We start from the raw sequence: 19,355 nt of genomic DNA, 5'->3' as shown, positions 1-19,355 counted from the left end.
TCAACAGGGGGCAGCCCCCGCTTCGTCCACTGCCACTGGCACCATGGAGCAGCTTCAGCGCACCGCACCGAGCACCCGAGCGGCGTTGAGGCTGCCACTGAGCAGATCTTCGCTCTCCAGCAGCAACTGCCCATCGGCGTCGATGCTGAAGCGCAGCCGCAGCCGGTCGAGGCCGCAGCTGCCGGGGGGATCGAGGGTCACGGGCGCGGGCTGGCAGCCCCACAGCTGTGTTCTGGCCTCGCCAGCGGGCCGTCGCCGCACCTGGGGCAGCCCGTCGATGAAGACCACCTCACTGCGGTCCTCCTCGATCGGCTCCCCGAGCACCAGCTCCAGGCTTCGCTGCCCATCGCGGCTGCAGCAGAGCACCATCTCCAGGGGCTGGTCGGTGGGCCAGCTCTGGCCAGCCAGAAAGAGGGGATGCCAGCGGTGTTCCCCGCCGCGCTGATCCCAGCAGCGCAGCGACACCCCCCGGGCCAGCACGTCCTTGAGCCGCACCCCCGGGGTGAGGGCGAGGGCGCCGAGGGCCACTGCCTCCACCGGCCGCTGGTCGCGCACGGGGATGGAGCCGCAGCGCTCCGCCAGCCAGTGGCGGATGCTGGGCAGGCGGCTGGTGCCCCCCACCGGCAGCACCGCATCGATCTGGTCGTGGTCCAGTCCCTTGGCCCGCGCCGCCGCCAGCACCCGCTCCAGCAGGTCGTCGAGCAGCTGCAGCAGCCCCCGCTCACGCAGGATCCGATCGAGCTGGAGGCGATCAAGGCGCAGGGCGCGGCTGGGGGCTCCGGCAGCGCTCCAGACGGTCGTCACCTCCTCGGCCTCGCTCAGGCCGCACTTGAGCCGCTCGCTGATCTCCAGCAGGCCGGGGTCGTCCCCCAGGTCCGGGGCAAGGCTCGCCGCGATCCAGCGGTCGATGTCGCGCCCGCCGAGGGCGCTGCCGGCCTTGCCGATCACCTCGGCGCAGCGCAAAGCCTGGCGGCCACCATCGAGGTCCCGGCCGCCGAAGCGCAGCAACTGGGCGATCGGCGCTGCCCGTCCCTCGCCGCCCTGGAGGGCCACGAGCGAGAGATCAATCGTGCCGCCCCCCAGGTCCACCACCAGCACCCGGCTGCCCGCCGGCAGGCCCGCGCCGATGGCGGCCGCGGTGGGCTCATCCACTAGGGCCACCTCCTGCACGGGGATCAGGCTGCTGAGTTGCTGCAGCCACTGGCGGTAGCCCCGGTACCCCTCGATCGGGGCGGTGAGCACCAGCCGGGTGGGCTCAACGCCTGCGGGCAGGGCCTGCCACAGGCGGGTGATCAGCAGGCTGCCGGCCTGCTCAGGGGTCAGCGGCTCGCCGCCGCCGCCCGGCGCCGCCGCCGCCGGACCGGCCTCGCCAGCGAGGGCACCGATCCGGCGTTTGAAGTCGCGGCAGAGGCCGCCGCCGCCGCTGGCGGCCAGGCCCGCATCGAGCACCTGGCGGCCGATCAGGGGCTGGACGCTCTGGGGGCTTGCCAGCCAGATCAGGCTGGGAACCACGCAGGGATCGTCGCTGCTGTAGGGCGGAATGGCCAGCAATTCCGGCGGGCCGCCGGCGCTGGGCTGAAAGGCCAGCACCGTGGTGCTGCTGCCCAGGTCGATCGCCAGGGTGCCTGTCACGGCCATGGGTGCGGGGCAGTCATGGATGCGGGGCAGTGGCCCAGAGAGTGGCTGACCTAAGCTGACTGAAATGGGTTCGTTTCGATGTACACCGGTCCCACTGTTCATCCCAAGGAACTGGCCCAGCGGGCTGAAAGTCTGATCGGTCAGTCGAGCAACCGTTACCTCACCACGGTTCGCATCGCCTTCCGCGCCAAGCAGCGTCGCTTCGATGATTTCGATGGCCTGCTCGAAGACTCGATGGTCAAGCCCGTGCAGCGGGCGATCGTGGAGCTCAGCGATGAGCAGGACCAGCCCGACCTCCTTCCCGGCTGATCCTTGACCCCCAGCGGGTACAGCGCTGAAACCGAGAGTTGGAGGCTGGTCTGGGATCCGTCGAAGGTCCCCTTCCCCCTGCTGATCGGTGGAGCCGACTGGGCGGTGGAGCTCACGGCCGCTGAGGCCTCGCGTCTGCGTGCTGGCCTGCTCAGCCTGCTGGATCAGCTGGAGGCCATCGCCGATCAGCTGATGGAGGAGGAATTGATCAGCCTTGAGCTGGAGTGTGGCGGCTGGTGGCTGGGCCTTGATGGCAACCCGAGCCAGTGGGGGTTGCGCTGCATTCTTCTGCCTGCTGCGGGGCTGCGGGGCTGGGAAGGCGCCTGGGCGCCGGGCGCAGGCCTTGGGCTGGTGCGGGCCCTGGAGCCCCTGCCCCTGTGAGACCGGCGGCGGGATTGGCGGGCGATCAGCACTGCTGATTGCCGCTCCCTTCCCCAGGGGCGTGGCCAGGGCCCCGGTCTTTTGCACAGGTTTTCCACAGGTTCAGTGGCCGCAGGGCCTCTGGCGGCAGGGGTCTGGGGAGAACCCGGCTCCGCTGGACTTTCCCCTTGACAGGCCCCTGGTTCGACTTTATCGCCCGCTGCCGCCGGCGCTGCGGGCCGGCCGAGCTCCTGCGCCGCAGCCAGTCTCAGGGTTGGGAGCAGCGGCTCCTCCGGCCGGGCCCCCGAGTTGACGCGGCCCCGGCGCTGTGGAGAACTGGAGGACATCACCAGCTCCCCCTGTCCATGGACCTCGCCCCGGTCATGACCGCTTCCGTCGCCGCGGCCGCCCAGAGCGCTCTGGCCGAACCGGATACCGGGGTGGTGAGTTTCCGCGCCGATGTGCCCGAAGCGCTGCTCAGCTCGATGGCTCAGTTCATCGATGCCCACCCCCACTGGGATCAATACCGCCTGATCCAGGCGGCGCTGGCGGGCTTTCTGGTGCAGAACGGAGTCCAGAGCAGGGCGGTCACTCGCTGCTATGTGGCCAACATGTTCCAGCGGGCGGGCGAACAGCAGCCCGATCAGGCGGCGCCTGCCAGGCCTGTCCGGTCTTCGGCGCCAACGATCTCCTGGTAGGCCGCCGTCAGGCTGCAGAGGGCCAGGGGCCAGGCCACCAGCCATCCCGCGGCCAGGGGCCAGGCGATCAGCAGGGCCAGTCCCAAGGGCAGCAGGACGATCAGGCTGAGGCTGAGGCTCAGGGCCAGCAGCTGCCAGCCATGGGAGGGCATCAGGGTCCGGCCGTGGCGGAACGTGGCCACGGGCGAGAGGCCAGCGGCCACGGCCAGCGGCAGTTGGAAGATCTGCGTCACGAACAGGCCCCCCAGCAGGGTGGTGCCGATCAGTAGGGGCACCACAGCCAGCAGCGGGTGAACCAGGCTCACCAGACCGGCCGCCAGTCCGGCCGTGGCGACGATCAGCAGGTTCAGCAGCAGCAGCAGCAGCGCCACCGCCAGCAGTCGGCCCATGGCGGCGGTCTGCCAGCGCACCAGTTCGGCCAACCGGGGCGGTCGCCCGCCCAGGGCAATCCAGGCCCCCCGCAGCAGCCCCACATTCAGCCAGAGAAGGCTTCCCACGCTCAGCAGCAACCCGGCCAGCATCAGGGCCATCGAGATCGCCACGGGTTCCTCCCCCACCGCCAGGGCATCACTGGCCCAGTTCTGCAACGATTGGCCCAGCAGTTGGGTGCTGCTGCCCATCAGCGTGAAGCCACTGAACAGCCAGGGGGCTTGCCCGTAAGCCCTGCGTCCCTGCCTCAACCAGCCCCGCATGGCCTGGATCGCGGCCATGGCCTCGCGAGCTCCATCCGCCAGCCGGGCCCCGGGTCCTCGGGGCTCCGAGTTCATCGGCCGGGATCCAGCAACTCCAGCAGCCGCAGGGCCGTGGCCTCGGGCACCGGCAGGATCGAGAGGCGATTGCCCCGGCGCACCACCGGCAGCTCCTGCTCATCAAAGGTGCTGCGCAATGCCTCCAGGCTGAGCAGCTGGGGATAGGTGCGCCGGTGGGCGAGGCGCACGCAGTCCCAGCGGGGGACTTCGCGGCTGGAGGCCGCATCGAAGTAGTTCGAGGCCGGATCGAACTGGCTGGGATCGATCAGCCCCGTTTCGATCACCTCCATCAGACCGATGATGCCGGGGGGCTTGGTGTTGGAGTGGTAGAAAAAAGCCTGATCACCGACCGTCATGCTGCGCATGAAATTGCGCGCCTGGTAATTGCGGATGCCATCCCAGAGGGTGCTGCCGTCGCGCTCGAGATGGCTGATGCCAAACACATCTGGCTCACTTTTCATCAACCAGTACGCCATCTCGCCTGGGGAGCCCTGCAGGGCCGTTGGGTCAGGGAAGCTTGATTGTATCGAGCGGGTTTGTGTCGGTTGAATTGGCTGGAGCGTCCCCTTAGGCCCGCTCTGGCCTAGACAGCATCAGGAGCAACCTGCCGAGAGGATTGTCATGGGCCCTTCAGCAGCACCGAAACCCACCCTCCAGTCGGCCTGGAACCTATTTGAGACCCACTGGCGCAGCTATCTGTCCTTACAGCTCACGGTGATCGGGCTGGCGGTGGTCTCGGTGGTCATCAGCTTGCTCACCACCTTGATCGCCACCGCGGTGACGGGCGGTGTCTCGGCTGATCTGCGCGAGAGCGTCACCCAGCTGGTGGCGTCGGCGCTGAACCTGCCCTTCACGCTCCTCTATCAGGTGGTGGGGGGCCTGCTGGGGGTGATGATCTCCGCCCTGCCGGCCCTCTGGTTCGCCACGGGACATCATCTGAACTACCGGGAGAGCCTGGCCCTGCTGCGCGCCAACCCCCGCCGCTACGTGCTGGCAGGGTTGCTGGTTTCCGTCGCCACCGGGCTTGGCATTCTGCTGTGCGTGATTCCAGGCCTGATCGTGATGGCGCTCACCCCCATCTACGTGCGGCGGGTGTTCACCACTGAGGAGCCGCTCTGGCCCGCCTTCCGGGCCTGTTTCAACGATCTCTTCACCAACTCCCACAGCTGGGGACTGGTGGGCTACGAGTTGCTCTCGGCCTTGCTGATCGCCATTTCGGCCCTGTTCTGCCTGCTGCCTGTACTGCTGACCGTTCCCCTAGCGGCGATCTTCATCCAGCAGTATCTGGCCGCCTGGGAGATCGGTGCACCCCTCTCGCCCCGTGAGGAGGCCAGCACTGGGCTGTTGTGAACGCAGGGGTGGAACGTCCCGCGTCCTGGGGACGTTCAGAGGGCGTCAACCAAGGCGCGGAAATGGTCGCCACGGGCTTCGAAATCCTCGTATTGATCAAAGCTGGCGCAGGCCGGTGAGAGCAGAACCGTGGGGCAGCCGAGGCGGTGGGCCAGCTGCCGGGCCAGGGGCACGGCCTGGGCCTGGCCTTCCACCAGCTGCACCGTGCCCCCATAGCCGCTGCCGCTCAGCAGCTCGGCGAAGGCCTGCCGGGCCGCGCCGAACAGCACCACAGCGGCTGCCTGCTGCCCGAGGGCCCGAAGCCAGGCCCCGGGATCACCCTGCTTGATCTCACCCCCAGCCAGCACCACCACCGGCCCCTCCACGGCCGTGAGGCCCACCTCGGCGGCGTCATAGTTAGTGGCCTTGCTGTCGTTGAACCAGCGCACGCCATCCAACAGGCGGATCTGCTCAAGGCGATGGGGCACCCCGGGGAAGCTGCGCAGGGCGGCCTCGATCACAGCCGGCTCCAGCCCCAGCCTGAGGGCGGCTGCGGCGGCCAGCACCAGGTTCTGACGGTTGTGGGCCCCGGGCAGGCCCAGGGCGGTGGCCGGGAACAGCGGCCCTGAGGCTGCCGTCACCACCCCGTCGTCGATCCAGAGACTGGGCTGAAGGCCGGCACCCAGCTGATCACGGCCGCCGGCGGTGACCCAGCTGGCCCGCCCCCAGCTACCGGCATGGGCGCGCAGGTCGGCGTCATCGCCATTGAGCAGTTGCTCGCTGCAGTTCTCCAGCAGGCTGCGCTTGATCGCCCGGTAGGCCTCCAGCGTTCCGTGCCGCTCCAGATGGTCGGGTGTGAGGGTGGTCCAGAGGCCCAGGCGTGGTGCCAGCTCCGCCGACGCTTCGATCTGGTAGCTGCTCAGCTCCACCACCAGCCAGTCGGGTGGGCTGGCCGCGGGGCCTTGGCGCTCCAGCAGCAATTCGGCGGCCGAGATCCCGACATTGCCCACCATCGGTGCATCGAGCCCGGCGTGGTTGAGCAGATGACTGAGCAGATGGGTGACGGTGGTCTTGCCGTTGGTGCCGGTGATGCCGATCCAGGGGATGGCGCCACTGGCCTCCCAGGCCACCGACATCTCGCCGCAGACCCCCACGCCCCGATCCCTCAGGGCCTCTAGCACCGGATGATCCCAGCGGATGCCTGGGCTCACCACCACCCGGTCACAGCCTGGCTGGAGCTGGCTGAAGCACTCATCGTTCAGGGATCGCCCCAGCTGCACCTCCACCCCCGCGGCGCGCAGGGCGGTGGCTTGCTGCTCCAGCTCCGGGGTGCGGCGGCTCTCCAGCACCAGCACCCGCTGGCCGCTGGCCTGCAGAAGGCGGGCTGCGCCGCTGCCAGAACGCCCCAGACCGATCACCACCGCCAGGGGGTGTGACGAGCTGGGCATTCTGAACTCCTGGGGCAGAGGATTCAGTGGGCGATACTGGAATCGAACCAGTGACTCCTACCGTGTCAAGGTAGTGCTCTACCTCTGAGCTAATCGCCCGGGTTCGGAACCTGGAAGTTCCGTCGATACGATCCTGAGAGGTTGGCTCCTTTTCGGTGCCATCAGGATTGAAGCAGGCAACTTAGCAGTCGGCCCTGCCGCCTCTCAGTGGCGTTGAAGTTCCAGCCGCCAGCGCTGGCGCTTGGTGGCCTGGATCGAGAGCACCGTCAGCTCGCCGCGGTTGTCCAGCTGGATGCGGTCCCCGGCTCTGAGGTCACGGCTGGGGGTGGTCACCGGCTGCCAGTTCACGCGGGTGGCGCCGCTGCGCACCAGTTCGGCCATGCGGCTGCGGGAGAGGCCGAACCCCGCCGAGGCCACCGCATCCAGGCGCAGGGATGCCTCCACCGTGGCCAGCTGACGGGGCTGGGGCCTGGTGGGCGGCTGCAGTTGATCCAGGTCCCTGGCCTCCAGCACCACCTCCACGCTGCGCACCACGGCCTTGCCCCCCCCCAGGCGGTTGGCCAGCTCGGGGGCCACGATCACCTGGGCGCCCCGGTCGCCGCGCAGCCAGAGATCGCCCAGCTCCCCGTCGAGGGCACCGGCGGCCAGCAGGGCGCTGCGCACATCGCCAGGCTCGGCTGGATCAAAGAGAAAGTTGCCGCTGACCTCCAGCCCCGCCAGGGGCGCCGCTGGGGAGGGAGAGCCATCTGCCAGGTCGTGGCGCTGCAGCAGCAGCCGGCAGCGTTCGGCCTGGGGCCTGCCGCCCTCGGCCTCCAGCTGCAGCTCGCTGAGGCTGCCGAGGCGCTCCATCGCCTCCTCCCGGACCACAGCGGAGAGGAACCCCGACCAGTGGGGCTGCCAGTCGCGCAGGGCCTGCTCGGCCAGGGCGATCAGCGGTCCGAGGGCGTCAGGATCGTGGCTGCCGCGCAGCAGCTCGGCGCCGGGGGGCGTGCGGCTCATCCTTCGCCCAGGCGCACCACCGCCTGGGGACCGGACTGCTGAATCATCAGCCAGGGAATCTCCTGCCCAGGGCTGCTCTCCACCAGCAGCAGCCAGCTGCCTTCCTCCAGGCGGTTGCGCAGGCTGCGGATGCGGTCGTCGGCCTCGGAGCGGACGCTGGCGGCTGCGGCGTAGCTGCCCATCCAGCCGGAGCCCATGCCCAGGAGTCCGCCGATCACGGGTTCGCCGTAGGTGCCGGCGAAGGAAAAGGTGTGAAGGTCGGTGATGAAGGTGAACATCAGTCCAGCGAAGAAGCCGAACGGCATCAGCCAGCGCACCATGCTGCGCTGCCGCCTCTGCCGGGCCAGAGCCGGATTGAGCATCTCGACGGAATTGATGCTGGCCTCCCCTTCCCCAAGGGCCATCAGCACCCTCGGGGCGGGCCGGAGTTCAGTGAGCTGATCGCGCAACCGCTGCAGCTTGCGCCGGTCCTTCATCACCACCACCACCGACAGTCCCAAGACCGAGCGCCCTAAAGGCCTGATTCTCGGCGTTGGTGGGGGGGTGTCGTGGCCACCGCTCACTACACTTCACCCCCGGCAGCGTCTGGAATTCTCCAGACCACCTCTCTCTGTGCCCCGGGTCATGACAAAGGTTCTGGTTTCTGATCCCATCGACCAGACGGGTATCGACATCCTCTCCCAGGTGGCCCAGGTGGATGTGCGAACGGGGCTGGCCCCGGAGCAGCTGCTGCAGATCATCGGCGACTACGACGCCCTGATGATCCGCTCCGGCACCCAGGTGACCGCCGCCATCATCGAGGCCGCCACTCGCTTGAAAATCATCGGCCGCGCCGGCGTCGGTGTCGACAACGTCGATGTGGAGGCCGCCACCCAACGGGGCGTGCTGGTGGTGAACTCGCCGGAGGGCAACACGATTGCGGCCGCCGAGCATGCGCTGGCGATGATGCTGGCCCTCTCCCGCCACGTGCCCCAGGCCCACGTCAGCACCATGGCTGGCGGCTGGGAGCGCAAGAAGTACGTCGGCAATGAGCTCTATAAGAAAAAGCTGGGCGTGGTGGGGCTGGGCAAGATCGGCTCCCACGTGGCCCGCGTCGCCAAGGCCATGGGCATGGAGGTGCTGGCCTACGACCCCTACATCTCAGCCGAGCGCGCCCAGGTGCTGCAGGTTCGCCTGATGGCGATCGGTCCGCTCTTCGCCGAAGCCGATTTCATCAGCCTGCACCTGCCCCGCACCCCCGACACCGAGAACCTGGTGAACGCGGAGCTGCTGGCGACGATGAAGTCCACGGCGCGGCTGGTCAACTGTGCCCGCGGAGGCATCGTCGATGAGAAGGCACTGGCCGAGGCCGTCAGCTCCGGCACCATCGCCGGCGCTGCCCTCGATGTCTATGGCAACGAGCCCTTGGAGGCCGACTCCCCCCTGCGCCGGGTGAATGACCGCCTGATCCTCACCCCCCACCTGGGTGCCTCCACCGAGGAAGCCCAGGAGAACGTGTCGGTCGATGTGGCCGAACAGATCCGCGACGTGCTGCTGGGGCTGCCCGCCCGCAGCGCCGTGAACATCCCCGGTCTGACCCCGGAGGTGATGGAGCGGCTCAAGCCCCACCTGCAGCTGGCCGAGACCCTCGGGCTGCTGCTCAGTCAGCTGGCTGGGGGCTCGATCCAAGACCTGGAGGTGCGGCTCCAGGGCGAATTCGCCCACCATCCCTCCCAGCCGCTGGTGGTGGCCGCCCTCAAGGGCCTGCTCTCCAGCGCCCTCGGCGATCGCATCAACTATGTCAATGCCGGCATCGAAGCCCGCAGCCGCGGCATCCACGTGCTGGAGGTCAAGGACGACGCCAGCCGTGACTTCGCCGGAGGCTCGCTGCAGCTGACCTGCCGCGGCGGCCAGGGCAGCCACAGCGTCACCGGAGCGGTGTTCGCCGACGGCGACCTGCGCATCACCACCATCGATGAGTTCCCCGTCAACGTGATGCCCACCCGGCACATGCTGATCACCCGCCACCGCGACATGCCCGGGATCATCGGCAACATCGGCTCGCTGCTGGGCGAGCACAACGTCAACATCGCCTCGATGCAGGTGGGCCGCCGCATCGTCCGCGGCGATGCGGTGATGGTGCTCAGCCTCGACGATCCGATCCCCCCCAGCCTGCTGATCTCGATCCACGAGATCAATGGCATCCAGGAAGCCCATCCGGTCACGCTCTGAGCGCCGCTGCAATGTCCCCGGCTCCCCGCTGGTGGCGTCTGGAGATGGAGGCTCCTCCCGAGCTGGAGGAATCGCTGCTCTGGAAGCTGCCCTCCCTCGGCATCCGCCGGGTGGCCATCCAGTTCAGCCCTGATCAGCCCAGGGAGCATCAGCTGGTGGCCTGGCTGCCGGAGGTCGACTGGCCCCAGCCGGAGCGGTTGCGGCTGGCCGAGGAGCTGCAGCGCCTCACCGAGCCCTTCGCCATCGACCTGCCCCCCCTGACCTGGGCGCTGCAGGACGAGGAGGACTGGAGCCTCAGCTGGAAGCGCCACTGGCAGCCCGATCCGGTGGGCGAGCGCCTGCTGATCCTGCCCGCCTGGCTGGAGCCGCCGGTGGAGTACGCCGGCCGTGAGCTCATCCGGATCGATCCCGGCAGCGCCTTCGGCACCGGCAGTCATCCGACCACCCGCCTCTGCCTTGAAGCGATGGAGCGGCTGGCGCCGATTGATCAGCGGGTGGCCGATCTGGGCTGCGGCAGTGGCATCCTCGGCCTCGGTGCCCTGCGCCTGGGGGCCCGCTGCGTGGCCGCGGCCGACACCGACCCACTGGCGGTGCGGGCCACGACCAGCAACGCTGAGCTCAACGGCTCTCCCGTGCGGCCCGGTGGGCCGTTGCAGGTGGTGGAGGGATCGGCCCTGGAGCTGGCGGTCCTGCTGGGGGAGGCCGGACCGGCCGATCTGCTGCTCTGCAACATCCTTGCGCCGGTGATCGCCGAACTGGCCGGCCAGTTCCGCTCCCTGCTGGCACCAGCCGGCGTTGGCCTGCTCAGCGGCCTGCTGGTGGACCAGGCCGAGGAGCTCTGCCGGCTGCTGGCTCTGGAGGGCTGGAGAGCCGAGCTGGTGGCCTCCCAGGGCGTCTGGGGACTGCTGCAGATCCAGTGGTGCCGGGCTGTGATCCCCGTAGATGTCGCATAAATCACGCTTATGCGTGCTCACCCTTTGATTGGGCTTCCGGGGCTGCGCCGCCAGGAACGCCGACATCGGCCCGGTCCGATGTAGGACGGTTCGGTCCTACAGGCCCTGAGCACTCAGGAGTCTGTGAGCCCCAATCCTTTCCATGGCTTCCTACAAGGTCACCCTCATCAACGAGAGCGAGGGACTCAACAAGACCATCGAGGTTCCCGACGATCAGTACATCCTTGATGCCGCCGAGGAGCAGGGCATCGACCTGCCTTACTCCTGCCGCGCTGGCGCCTGCTCCACCTGCGCCGGCAAGCTCACCACCGGCACCGTCGACCAGTCGGACCAGAGCTTCCTCGACGACGACCAGATCGAAGCAGGCTTCGTGCTGACCTGCGTGGCTTACCCCACCTCCGACTGCACCATCAAGACCCACGCCGAAGAAGAGCTCTATTGAGCCTCAGGTCTGGCATGGCTTGAATCCAGATCCCATCTCTGCCACCCTTCGGGGTGGCTTTTTCATGCCCGCGTTGGTGGATACCCTGATGGAGCCCGGCAGTGAGCACTGCAGCCCGGGTGGCCAGTACAGCTTCCGGGTGCTGGGTCCTTGCTGTCGCCTGTTCGATCGCGATGAGCTGCCCTGGCCCTGCTGTCGCCTGGCCTGGCGCAGCAAGGAGCCCAGCTGGCGTCGCATCGGCCGGCGCTTCGTGGCCGACCTGGCCTCCAGACGTTGCCCCTCCTACGCCGTGGAGCTGCTGCAGCCCGGCGCCAGACCCACCTGCACCGTGCTCACCCTCTTCCCCCAGCGCCTCTCCCCGGCCTTGCAGGAGTGGTGGTATAGCAAGCAGCCTGGCACCATGGATGCCGCCAATGTGAGTCCCCCCGATCTGGCGCAGGCGGCCTGAGGCTGAGTCGATCGCTGGCCGTGGCCCTGAGAGGACCCAGCAGAAAGCCGTGGGCCCAGGGGAGGGACCACGGCATGGAGGAGGAGCTGGCTTCAGCCAGTCGGATTCAGAAGTAGACCTTGCCGCCGCCCCACTGGGTGCCGCTCACCTTCGGGGCCACCAGGATGTAACCGGCGATCACCCGCAGGTCGTCATCGTCGAGGTCGCGCATCTTCACGAACACATCGCTGCTGCGCATGCTCGGGTGCACGTCGGAGATGCTGAACTCGCCGTCGTAGGAGGTGGGGTCCTTGATGAAGTCCACCAGGGCCTCGACCGAGTCACGCGAGGGGGTGGCCAGAGAGAGGGTCTCAGGATCGAGACCCACGTTGTAGTTGGTCTTAGTGACGCCGCCGGCGTGGCAGGTGCCGCAGCTGTCGTTGAAGAGCTTGCGGCCCCCCTTGATCTCCGCTTCGCTGAAGGTGACCAGGTTGCCGTCAGGGTCACCGGGCACCGTGAGGGTGGCGGTGTCCCATTGGGCGGCTTGGGCGGCCGTCACGCAGAAGCCAAGACTGAGCAGAAGCGCCAGGGGCAGAACCACCAGGGTCCGGGCAACCGCCCGAAGGGCCCGGACAACCGCCCGAAGGGCAGTGGGAAGGAAAGAGGCCATGAAGGGAGCCGGCGAAAAGGCGGTAGGCACCGCACCTGAGACCTTGTATCACGGGCAAAGGGCCCGCTGGCCGGGAATCAAGAACTGTTGCAGCGATCACCGTTGCCCGGCGGCTCCTCAGGTGGCCTGGCCATCGCCTGCGGCGCTCACCTCCAGGCTGAGAAAGTCCTTGGCCACGAGGGTGTTCGGGAAGATCGCCCGGGCTTCGTTCACTAGGTCGTCGGGGGTGACGCTGTTGCCGGCCACGTAGCGCGGACTGAGGTGGGTGAGCACCAGTTGTTTCACCCCTGCCAGCGCCGCTGTCTGCGCGGCCATGGTGCTGGTGGAGTGCTGGCGCTGGAAGGCCATCTCCGCCTCGTTGTGGGCGAAGGTGGATTCGTGGATGAGCAGATCGGCTCCGCGGGCCAGCTCCACCGCCGCTTCACTGAACACCGTGTCGGTGCAGTACACCACGCTGGCGCCTGGGCGATCGGGGCCGCAGAGGCTTTCGCCGCGGATGATCCGTCCGTCGGCGAGGCACACCTCCCGACCGGCCTTGAGCTCGGCATAGATCGGCCCCGCTGGGATGCCCAGCTCGCGCGCCTTTTCGATGTCGAAGCGACCGGCCCGGGGCTTCTGATCCACCCGGTAGGCGTAGGCCGGGATGCGGTGGGTGAGCGGGGTGCAGCGCACCAGCAGGTCGTCGTCGTCGAGCAGCACCGTTCCTTCGTGGGCGGCCCTGTGCACCCGGTGGGTGCGCAGGGGGTAGCTGATTCGCGTCGAGGAAGTGCGCAGCACGCCCTCGAGGTAGTCGCGCAGGGGATCGGGGCCGTAGAGATCGACGCCGCTGCAGGCCCCGGCAAGCCCGAGGCTGGCCAGCAGGCCCGGCAAGCCGAAGACGTGGTCGCCGTGCATATGGGTGATGAAGATGCGCCGCAGCTGCGACACCCTCAGCTCACTGCGCAGGAACTGGTGCTGGGTTCCCTCGCCGCAGTCGAACAGCCAGAGCTCGGCCCGCTGGGGCAGGCGCAGGGCCACCGCTGAGACATTGCGGGAACGGGTGGGTACACCCGAACTGGTGCCCAGGAAGGTGACTTGCACTCCAGCTGACCCTTTGGCGCATGCTGCCACGTCAGGCTCTGTCCAGGGTGGCTCTGGCGACTCGGGGATGTGCTGGTCACAATGGCGCGCACGTTGCATGGCTGCCGCTGTTGATGGCTGTTCCCAAGACCGCTCGGATCCGCTCCCTGGCCCTGGTCGCGGCCCTGCTGCCCCAGGCGCTGCTGCTGGGGTCAGGGCTGCTGGCGGCTGCCCCAGCGGTGGCCCAGGACGAGGCCGAGGATGTGGTGGCCGCCGGCAGACTCCAACCCCTGCTGGCCAGCCGCTCCATCAATCCCCAGCTGCGGGTGCTGCTGCTGGACCTGCCGTCGATCCGGGTGGCGGGCAGCAGCGGCCTGCGCCTGCGCGATGCCAGGGGTGGGGAGCTGCTGAGGATGCCCGCTGGTGCCACCCTCGCCCTCAGCCAGGTGGGTGGCCGGATTCAGGCCCAACCCTCGGCGGTGACCCAGGGCAGCTCCGGCAGCCTCAGCCTCAGCGAGCTCTGGCTGGAGCCCCTGCCCGATTCGGCTGGCTTCGCCAGCCTGCAGATCGAGAGTCGCCGCTACAGGGGCCGGCTGCAGGTGAAGGTGGAAGCCGCGAAGCTGCGGGCCATCAACGTCATCGAGCTGGAAACCTATCTGCCCAGCGTGGTGGGCAGTGAGATGCCCGCCAGCTGGCCCCTGGAGGCCCTGCGGGCCCAGGCCGTGGCGGCGCGTACCTATGCCCTGCGCCAGCGCAAACCCTCGGCCCCCTTTGATCTGCACGCCACAGTCATCAGCCAGGCCTACAAGGGCCTCGAGGCGGAAACCGCCTCCACCCGTGAGGCGGTGCGCAGCACCCAGGGCCTGGTGCTGATGCACGGCAACAGCTTGATCAATGCCGTCTTCCACAGCAGCAGCGGGGGCAGCACCGAGAACAGCGGTGATCTCTGGTCGCGCCAGCTGCCCTACCTGGTGAGCGTCCCCGACTATGACGACTCCAGCCCCGTGGCCCGCTGGGAGAAGACCCTCTCCCCCCAGATGCTGGCCGGCGCCTTTGCCGAGATCGGTGGTGTCAGCCGCATTGATGTGCTCTCCACCACGGGCAGCGGCCGGGTGCGCCAGGCACGGGTGATCGGACCGAGTGGAGCCGTGGTGCTCACCGGTGCTCAGCTGCGCAGCCGGCTGGGGTTGCGCAGCACCCTGGTGCGTTTCGAGGCCGCCCCCTTCAGCTTCAATGCCCCGGCCCTCTCAGGCGCCACGCCGCTGCCGGTGGGGCTGGGTTCCCTGCTCTCGCCGCCCCCGTCGCGCCCCCTGGCTCCGCCCTCGCCGGTGATCATCGCCGTGGGCCGCGGCTTCGGTCACGGGGTGGGCATGAGCCAGTGGGGGGCCTATGCCCTCGCTCGGCAGGGCCGCCGATTCGATCAGATCCTGCAGCACTACTACCGCGGTGTTGAGGTGCAACCGCTGCGGGCCGGCTCCGGCCCCCTGGCGCAAGGAGCCGTCGCCGGGCGAGGCTCCTGAGTATCGATCCGCGGCTGCAGCGGCGGATCAGCTGATCACCACGCCCGCCTCCGGTGCCCTCGTCTGCTCTTCCCGCCTGGTTGGCCGGCCGCTTCGAGTGCTTCGACCATCCATCGACCCTGGCCGGGCGTGTCGCTGAACTGTTGCACCAGGAGCTCAGCGACGGGTTGAAGCGCCCCCTGGGTTTGGCCACCGGCCGCACCATGGAGCCCGTTTACGACGCCCTGGTGGTACGGCTGCTGGCCCTGCCGGCCGAGCAGCTCACGGCCATCCGAGAGCGCTGGCGCAGCTTCAACCTCGATGAATACGTGGGGCTGGGGCCGGCGCAACCGGGCTCGTTTGCCGCGGAGATGGCCTGCCGTCTTGTCACTCCCCTGAGCCTGAAGTCCGCACGGCTGCAGCTCCCCGATGGCCTCGCGGCGAATCCGGCCGCCGAGGCCAGTCGCTATGCCAAAGCCGTGGCGGCAGCCGGAGGGATTGGCCTGCAGCTGCTGGGGCTGGGCAGCAACGGCCATGTGGGCTTCAACGAGCCCCCCTGCGGCCCCGATGCCCCCAGCCGCAGCCTCCGCCTCAGCGCCGCAACCCGCCACCAGAACGCGGCGGCCTTCGGCGGGGATCCAGGCCGGGTGCCAGCCGGGGCCATCACCCTGGGCCTGGAGCAGATCCTCGGGGCCGAGCGCATCCTGCTGGTGGTGAGTGGTTCCACCAAGGCCGGCATCCTGGCGCGACTGCTGAGTGAGCCCCCGGCGCCCTCGCTGCCGGCCAGCTGGCTGCAGGGCCATCCGGGCTTGCGTCTGTTCGTGGATCGCGCAGCCATGGGGGGCTGAGTGTTCAGCCCATCACCGCATCCAGCAGCTCGGCGTCGGCCTCCAGGTTGGAGGTGAGGCTGCGCACGTCATCGAGTTCCTCGAGGGCATCGAGCATGCGCAGGCAGCGGCGCAGCTGCTCCTCGCACTCCAGCCGGCAGGGGGTGGACGACATCCAGCGCAACTCCCAGTCGTGCACGGGCCAGCCCTGCTGCCTCAGCTGGTGCTGCAGGGCCTCCAGCTGGGAGTAGGCACAGAACACCTCGGCGTTCTCCCCCTCCAGGCTGTAGCTCAGCACCGGCGGACCACCCTGTTCCTCCAGGCTCAGCAGACTCTCCAGCAGGGCCTCTTCACCGGGCAGCGGCGGCTCCAGCCGCACGACCCCCTGCTGCTCGAAGAGGTACCCGACGCAGCCGCTCTCCCCCAGGTTTCCCCCCTGCTTGCTGAAGGCCAGGCGCAGGTCGGCGACGGTGCGATTGCGGTTGTCGGTGAAGCACTCCACCAGTACCGCGACCCCGCCGGGGCCGTAGCCCTCGTAGCGGACCGCCTCGAACTGATCGGCCTCGCCGCCGCCCTGGCCGGATCCCTTGGCGATGGCCCGCTCGATGTTGGCGCTTGGCATGCCGGCGGCCTTGGCCTTGTCGATGGCGGTGCGCAGCTGGAAATTGCCGGCTGGATCAGCGCCGTTGCGAGCCGCCACCGTCACCTCCCGCCCTAGGCGGGTGAAGACCACCCCCCGCCGGGCATCGACCACGGCTTTCTGACGTTTGATCTGGGCCCACTTGCTGTGGCCGGCCATGGGGGATCGATCGAGGATGGGTTGGATCAGCCAGTGGCCTCCAGCACCAGCCTGGGCTGAAGCCAGCCGTCTGGAGTGGCCCTGGCCATCCCTGCCAGGTTGCCATCCGGATCCAGCATCACCACCACCTGGTCCTTCTCCAGGTGCTCGGGGCCGACCAGACACCGGCCGCAGCGCCAGCTCACCAGATCGGCGGGCTCCAGGCTGACGCTGGGGTAGTGACCCAGGGCCAGCAGGGGAGCCAGGGGCGGCGGCGGCGGCTCGGCTTCCAGCTCCTCGAAGCGGACCGCGGCGCTGAGGGGGAAACCCAGGGCTTCGGTGCGACGCAGCTCGGCCAGGGCCCCGCCGCAGCCGAGGGCCTCACCCAGGTCCCTGGCCAGGGAGCGGACGTAGGTGCCGGCGCTGCAGCGTAGCTCCAGCTCCAGTCGCCCTGAGCTGGGATCCCAGCTCAGCAGCTCCAGCCGCTCGATCGTGACGGCGCGCTCCTGCAGCTCCGAGTGCTCGCCGCGGCGGGCCCTGGCATAGGCCCGCTCTCCCTGCACGTGCACGGCCGACACCTGCGGCGGTCGCTGCAGGATGGGACCGCAGAAGGGGGCCAGGGCCGCCTCCAGCAGCTCCCGGCTGAGGGGCGGCAGCGGCCGGCGCTGCAGAACGCTGCCGCTGAGGTCGTCGCTGTCGGTTGAAAGGCCCAGCTGGATCACTCCCCGGTAGGCCTTGGCCCCATCGAGGTAGGGCAGTAGCCGGGTGGCCGACCCCAGTGCCAGGGGCAGCACGCCGGTCACGGCCGGATCGAGGGTGCCGCCATGGCCCACACGCTTGAGCCCGTAACGGCGGCGCACCCGCGCCACACAGTCGTGGGAGGTGAGGCCGGCCGGCTTGTCGAGGATCAGGAACCCGCACGGCGCCTGGGGCTGGTGGGCGCTGGGGTGGCTGCCGGGGGTGGTCATGGGGGCACTGTTGCATCCGGGGCCGGGGCCGGCAGGCTGGGGCGAACGCCCGTTTCGCTTGTCGCCCGTGACCCTGCAGCAGCGCCGTGACCTGGCTTTTCTCGTGCTGGCCGGCCTGTTCCTGGGCACGATGGGCATGCTCAACATCCTTGGCCTCACCCGCTTTCTCACCCTTGGCTCGATCGCGGGCTGGCCGATCGTGGTGGCGGTGGGGGCCCTGCCTTACCCGATCACCTTCCTCTGCACCGACCTGATCAGTGAGATCTGGGGGGAGCGGCGGGCCAGTCAGTTGGTGTGGGTGGGGCTGCTGCTCAATGGCTGGATCGTGCTGATCCTCTGGCTGGGGGGAATCCTGCCGGGCCTCGATGGCCATGGCGGCAGTGCTGGGCTGCCGCTGGCCCTGGCGGGGGAGCGGCTGCCCCTGTTCTATGAGATGCGAACCCTGGCCTTCGGGGCGGTGGGGGCTTCGATGGTGGCTTACCTGGCCGCCCAGTTCACTGACGTGCGGCTGTTTCATTTCTGGAAGCGTCTCAGCGGCGGCCGGGCCCTGTGGTTGCGTAACAACGGGTCCACCTTGATCAGCCAGCTGGTGGACACCACGGCGGTGGTGCTGATCAGCCACTACGCCGCCCACGTGCTGCCCCTGCGGGCCGAGCAGGCGGTGCTGCCCCAGCTGGGAAGCTTCATCGCCAGCGGCTACCTGTTCAAGCTGGTGGCGGCCTTGCTCGACACCCTGCCTTTTTATCTGCTGGTGGCCTGGCTGCGCCGCTGGCTGGAGGTGCCCGGTGCCGGCGTGGAACTGGAGGATCAGGGACCGCCGTAGCCTGACATCAGTCCCAGTAACGAACCGGTTTGCCTGACGGTGTGAGCCCCCTGTCCAGTCCCGTGGCCGTGCCTGGCCCAGCGGCGACCCCGGAGGTGGAGAACTTTCTTGGCGATGCTTTTGGCCTGCGTCAGCAGCTGGCCTCCTATCTGGGTCTCAGCGCCGAGCAGCTGGAGCAGCGCCTGCCGCGGAGTTGCGCGGATCTGGCCTCGCTGCATCCCGGTGCTGTGGGCTTCGATCCCCAGCGGGTGGAGGCGTTCTACGAGCAGACCGTGGGCACCGGCCACCTGCTGGAGCTGGCCGCCTGGCACCTGGGCAGTGCGGACTACATCGCCGACACCCTGCGTCTGCAGGCCCGCTTCGCTTGCGGCCACGTGCTGGATTTCGGTGGCGGCATTGGCACCCACGCCCTGGCGGCGGCGTCAATGGCGGCAGTGGAGCGGGTCTGGTTCGTGGACCTCAATCCCCACAACCGCGCCTTCGTGGCCGAGCGGGCCGCTCGCTTTGGGCTCAGCGATCGATTGACGGTGTGCCGCGACCTCAGTGATTCAGTCTTGCCCAGGCATTTCGACACGGTGGTCTGCCTGGATGTGCTGGAGCATCTCAGTGATCCGGCCGCTCAACTGGAGCAGTTCGCCGCCCGCATGGACCCAGGGGCAACAGCCCTGCTCAACTGGTATTTCTTCCAGGGCTTTGCCGGGGAATATCCCTTTCACTTCGATGATCCGGCCCTGGTGGAGCGCTTCTTTCGCACCCTGCAGAGCCGCTTTCTGGAGGTCTTTCACCCGCTGCTGATCACCACCCGGGCCTACCGGTTGATGGATTGACCAGTGGATGGATTGACCAGACCAGGTAGAGGCTCACCTCCCCCTGGTCTGGTCTCCCTGGGCTCAGGCCGCTGCAGCCACGTGGATGCGCTTGCGGGCCCGCAGACCACGCTTGATCGACTCGAAGCTCACCACTCCCGGCACCAGGGCGAAGAGGGTGTCATCGGAGCCGCGACCGACGTTGACGCCAGGCATCACCGAGGTGCCCCGCTGGCGCACGAGGATGGAGCCGGCCGTGACGGTCTCACCGCCATAGCGCTTGACGCCGAGTCGCTTGGAATTGGAGTCGCGTCCGTTGCGTGTGGAGCCTGTGCCTTTCTTGTGGGCCATGGGGGGTGGGG

General features: G+C 68.8%; 23 protein-coding genes and 1 tRNA gene. 12 read left to right on the top strand and 12 right to left on the bottom strand.

Features of this window, described 5'->3' with window-relative positions; all coding sequences use genetic code 11:
- Positions 1-54: 54 nt before the first annotated feature.
- The gene (locus KBY67_RS11370) at positions 55-1,638 is read right to left on the bottom strand and encodes an Hsp70 family protein (RefSeq protein WP_255111151.1); all 1,584 of its coding nucleotides are present in this window, start codon (positions 1,636-1,638) and stop codon (positions 55-57) included.
- Between the two features lie 78 nt (positions 1,639-1,716).
- Here KBY67_RS11370 and KBY67_RS11365 point away from each other — a divergent pair, with 78 nt between their 5' ends.
- From KBY67_RS11365 to KBY67_RS11355, 3 genes are all read left to right on the top strand, one after another.
- Positions 1,717-1,947 carry a DNA-directed RNA polymerase subunit omega gene (locus KBY67_RS11365; RefSeq protein ID WP_185465054.1) on the top strand — a complete coding sequence of 77 codons (231 nt, stop codon included), beginning with the start codon at positions 1,717-1,719 and terminating at the stop codon, positions 1,945-1,947.
- Positions 1,948-1,950: 3 nt separating this feature from the next.
- Positions 1,951-2,328 (top strand): DUF1818 family protein, encoded by a 378-nt coding sequence (locus KBY67_RS11360; protein WP_255111150.1) that lies wholly within the window; start codon positions 1,951-1,953, stop codon positions 2,326-2,328.
- A 344-nt stretch (positions 2,329-2,672) separates the two neighbouring features.
- On the top strand, positions 2,673-3,005 hold the full coding sequence (locus KBY67_RS11355; protein ID WP_315855583.1) for a DUF2811 domain-containing protein: 333 nt from the start codon (positions 2,673-2,675) through the stop codon (positions 3,003-3,005).
- Here the strand turns inward: KBY67_RS11355 and KBY67_RS11350 are convergent.
- Together KBY67_RS11350 and KBY67_RS11345 are read right to left on the bottom strand one after the other, a co-directional pair.
- Positions 2,951-3,772, bottom strand: a complete 822-nt coding sequence (locus tag KBY67_RS11350; protein ID WP_255111149.1) for a hypothetical protein — start codon at positions 3,770-3,772, stop codon at positions 2,951-2,953. The two genes, KBY67_RS11355 and KBY67_RS11350, sit on opposite strands and share 55 nt — an antisense overlap.
- Positions 3,769-4,230 (bottom strand): EVE domain-containing protein, encoded by a 462-nt coding sequence (locus KBY67_RS11345; protein ID WP_255111148.1) that lies wholly within the window; start codon positions 4,228-4,230, stop codon positions 3,769-3,771. Before KBY67_RS11345 ends, KBY67_RS11350 begins: the two co-directional genes overlap by 4 nt.
- A 145-nt stretch (positions 4,231-4,375) precedes the next feature.
- Between KBY67_RS11345 and KBY67_RS11340 the strand changes: the two genes are divergently transcribed.
- On the top strand, positions 4,376-5,104 hold the full coding sequence (locus tag KBY67_RS11340; protein ID WP_255111147.1) for a hypothetical protein: 729 nt from the start codon (positions 4,376-4,378) through the stop codon (positions 5,102-5,104).
- A 35-nt stretch (positions 5,105-5,139) separates the two neighbouring features.
- Here the strand turns inward: KBY67_RS11340 and murD are convergent, their stop codons facing one another.
- The 4 genes from murD to KBY67_RS11320 all read right to left on the bottom strand — a co-directional run bounded on the left by murD (position 5,140) and on the right by KBY67_RS11320 (position 8,030).
- The gene (gene murD, locus KBY67_RS11335) at positions 5,140-6,531 is read right to left on the bottom strand and encodes a UDP-N-acetylmuramoyl-L-alanine--D-glutamate ligase (RefSeq protein WP_255111146.1); all 1,392 of its coding nucleotides are present in this window, start codon (positions 6,529-6,531) and stop codon (positions 5,140-5,142) included.
- A 27-nt stretch (positions 6,532-6,558) separates the two neighbouring features.
- Positions 6,559-6,630 (bottom strand) — tRNA-Val (locus KBY67_RS11330).
- Positions 6,631-6,735: 105 nt separating this feature from the next.
- Entirely contained in the window at positions 6,736-7,530 is a 795-nt protein-coding gene (locus KBY67_RS11325; protein WP_255111145.1) for a photosystem II S4 domain protein, read from the bottom strand.
- Positions 7,527-8,030 carry a hypothetical protein gene (locus KBY67_RS11320; protein WP_255111144.1) on the bottom strand — a complete coding sequence of 168 codons (504 nt, stop codon included), beginning with the start codon at positions 8,028-8,030 and terminating at the stop codon, positions 7,527-7,529. The genes KBY67_RS11325 and KBY67_RS11320 overlap by 4 nt, the downstream gene beginning before the upstream one ends.
- Positions 8,031-8,154: 124 nt before the next feature.
- On the opposite strand from KBY67_RS11320, the gene serA reads away from it, so the two are divergent.
- From serA to KBY67_RS11300, 4 genes are all read left to right on the top strand, one after another.
- Positions 8,155-9,741, top strand: coding sequence for a phosphoglycerate dehydrogenase (gene serA, locus KBY67_RS11315; RefSeq protein WP_255111143.1), 1,587 nt, complete (start codon positions 8,155-8,157; stop codon positions 9,739-9,741).
- Between the two features lie 11 nt (positions 9,742-9,752).
- Positions 9,753-10,694, top strand: a complete 942-nt coding sequence (gene prmA, locus KBY67_RS11310; protein WP_255111142.1) for a 50S ribosomal protein L11 methyltransferase — start codon at positions 9,753-9,755, stop codon at positions 10,692-10,694.
- Between the two features lie 142 nt (positions 10,695-10,836).
- A complete protein-coding gene (locus tag KBY67_RS11305) occupies positions 10,837-11,136 on the top strand; it encodes a ferredoxin (protein ID WP_006171932.1) in 300 nt (99 codons plus the stop codon).
- A gap of 64 nt (positions 11,137-11,200) precedes the next feature.
- Positions 11,201-11,584 carry a hypothetical protein gene (locus KBY67_RS11300; protein ID WP_255111141.1) on the top strand — a complete coding sequence of 128 codons (384 nt, stop codon included), beginning with the start codon at positions 11,201-11,203 and terminating at the stop codon, positions 11,582-11,584.
- A 106-nt stretch (positions 11,585-11,690) separates the two neighbouring features.
- Here KBY67_RS11300 and psbV read toward each other — a convergent pair whose 3' ends face one another.
- Both psbV and KBY67_RS11290 read right to left on the bottom strand, forming a co-directional pair.
- Complete coding sequence (psbV, locus tag KBY67_RS11295; protein WP_255111140.1) at positions 11,691-12,233, bottom strand: photosystem II cytochrome c-550; 543 nt, start codon at positions 12,231-12,233, stop codon at positions 11,691-11,693.
- Between the two features lie 117 nt (positions 12,234-12,350).
- Entirely contained in the window at positions 12,351-13,313 is a 963-nt protein-coding gene (locus tag KBY67_RS11290) for a ribonuclease Z (RefSeq protein WP_255111139.1), read from the bottom strand.
- Between the two features lie 113 nt (positions 13,314-13,426).
- Between KBY67_RS11290 and KBY67_RS11285 the strand changes: the two genes are divergently transcribed.
- Positions 13,427-14,812, top strand: coding sequence for a SpoIID/LytB domain-containing protein (locus KBY67_RS11285; protein WP_255111138.1), 1,386 nt, complete (start codon positions 13,427-13,429; stop codon positions 14,810-14,812).
- Positions 14,813-14,865: 53 nt separating this feature from the next.
- Complete coding sequence (locus KBY67_RS11280; RefSeq protein ID WP_315855582.1) at positions 14,866-15,639, top strand: glucosamine-6-phosphate deaminase; 774 nt, start codon at positions 14,866-14,868, stop codon at positions 15,637-15,639.
- Between the two features lie 4 nt (positions 15,640-15,643).
- On the opposite strand, the gene KBY67_RS11275 is transcribed toward KBY67_RS11280, so the two are convergent.
- A complete protein-coding gene (locus tag KBY67_RS11275; RefSeq protein WP_255111137.1) occupies positions 15,644-16,417 on the bottom strand; it encodes a YebC/PmpR family DNA-binding transcriptional regulator in 774 nt (257 codons plus the stop codon).
- 26 nt (positions 16,418-16,443) lie between these two features.
- Positions 16,444-17,364 carry a tRNA pseudouridine(55) synthase TruB gene (truB, locus tag KBY67_RS11270; RefSeq protein WP_255111136.1) on the bottom strand — a complete coding sequence of 307 codons (921 nt, stop codon included), beginning with the start codon at positions 17,362-17,364 and terminating at the stop codon, positions 16,444-16,446.
- 67 nt (positions 17,365-17,431) lie between these two features.
- Here truB and KBY67_RS11265 point away from each other — a divergent pair, with 67 nt between their 5' ends.
- Both KBY67_RS11265 and KBY67_RS11260 read left to right on the top strand, forming a co-directional pair.
- A complete protein-coding gene (locus KBY67_RS11265; RefSeq protein WP_255111135.1) occupies positions 17,432-18,187 on the top strand; it encodes a queuosine precursor transporter in 756 nt (251 codons plus the stop codon).
- A gap of 50 nt (positions 18,188-18,237) precedes the next feature.
- A complete protein-coding gene (locus KBY67_RS11260) occupies positions 18,238-19,014 on the top strand; it encodes a class I SAM-dependent methyltransferase (RefSeq protein ID WP_261350738.1) in 777 nt (258 codons plus the stop codon).
- A gap of 63 nt (positions 19,015-19,077) precedes the next feature.
- Here the strand turns inward: KBY67_RS11260 and rpmA are convergent, their stop codons facing one another.
- A complete protein-coding gene (gene rpmA, locus KBY67_RS11255) occupies positions 19,078-19,344 on the bottom strand; it encodes a 50S ribosomal protein L27 (protein ID WP_255111167.1) in 267 nt (88 codons plus the stop codon).
- Between the last annotated feature and the right edge of the window lie 11 nt (positions 19,345-19,355).

The sequence above is a fragment of the Synechococcus sp. RedBA-s genome (assembly GCF_024345495.1).
Classification (GTDB): domain Bacteria; phylum Cyanobacteriota; class Cyanobacteriia; order PCC-6307; family Cyanobiaceae; genus Regnicoccus_A.
This window is presented reverse-complemented; position numbering and strand designations above follow the sequence as displayed.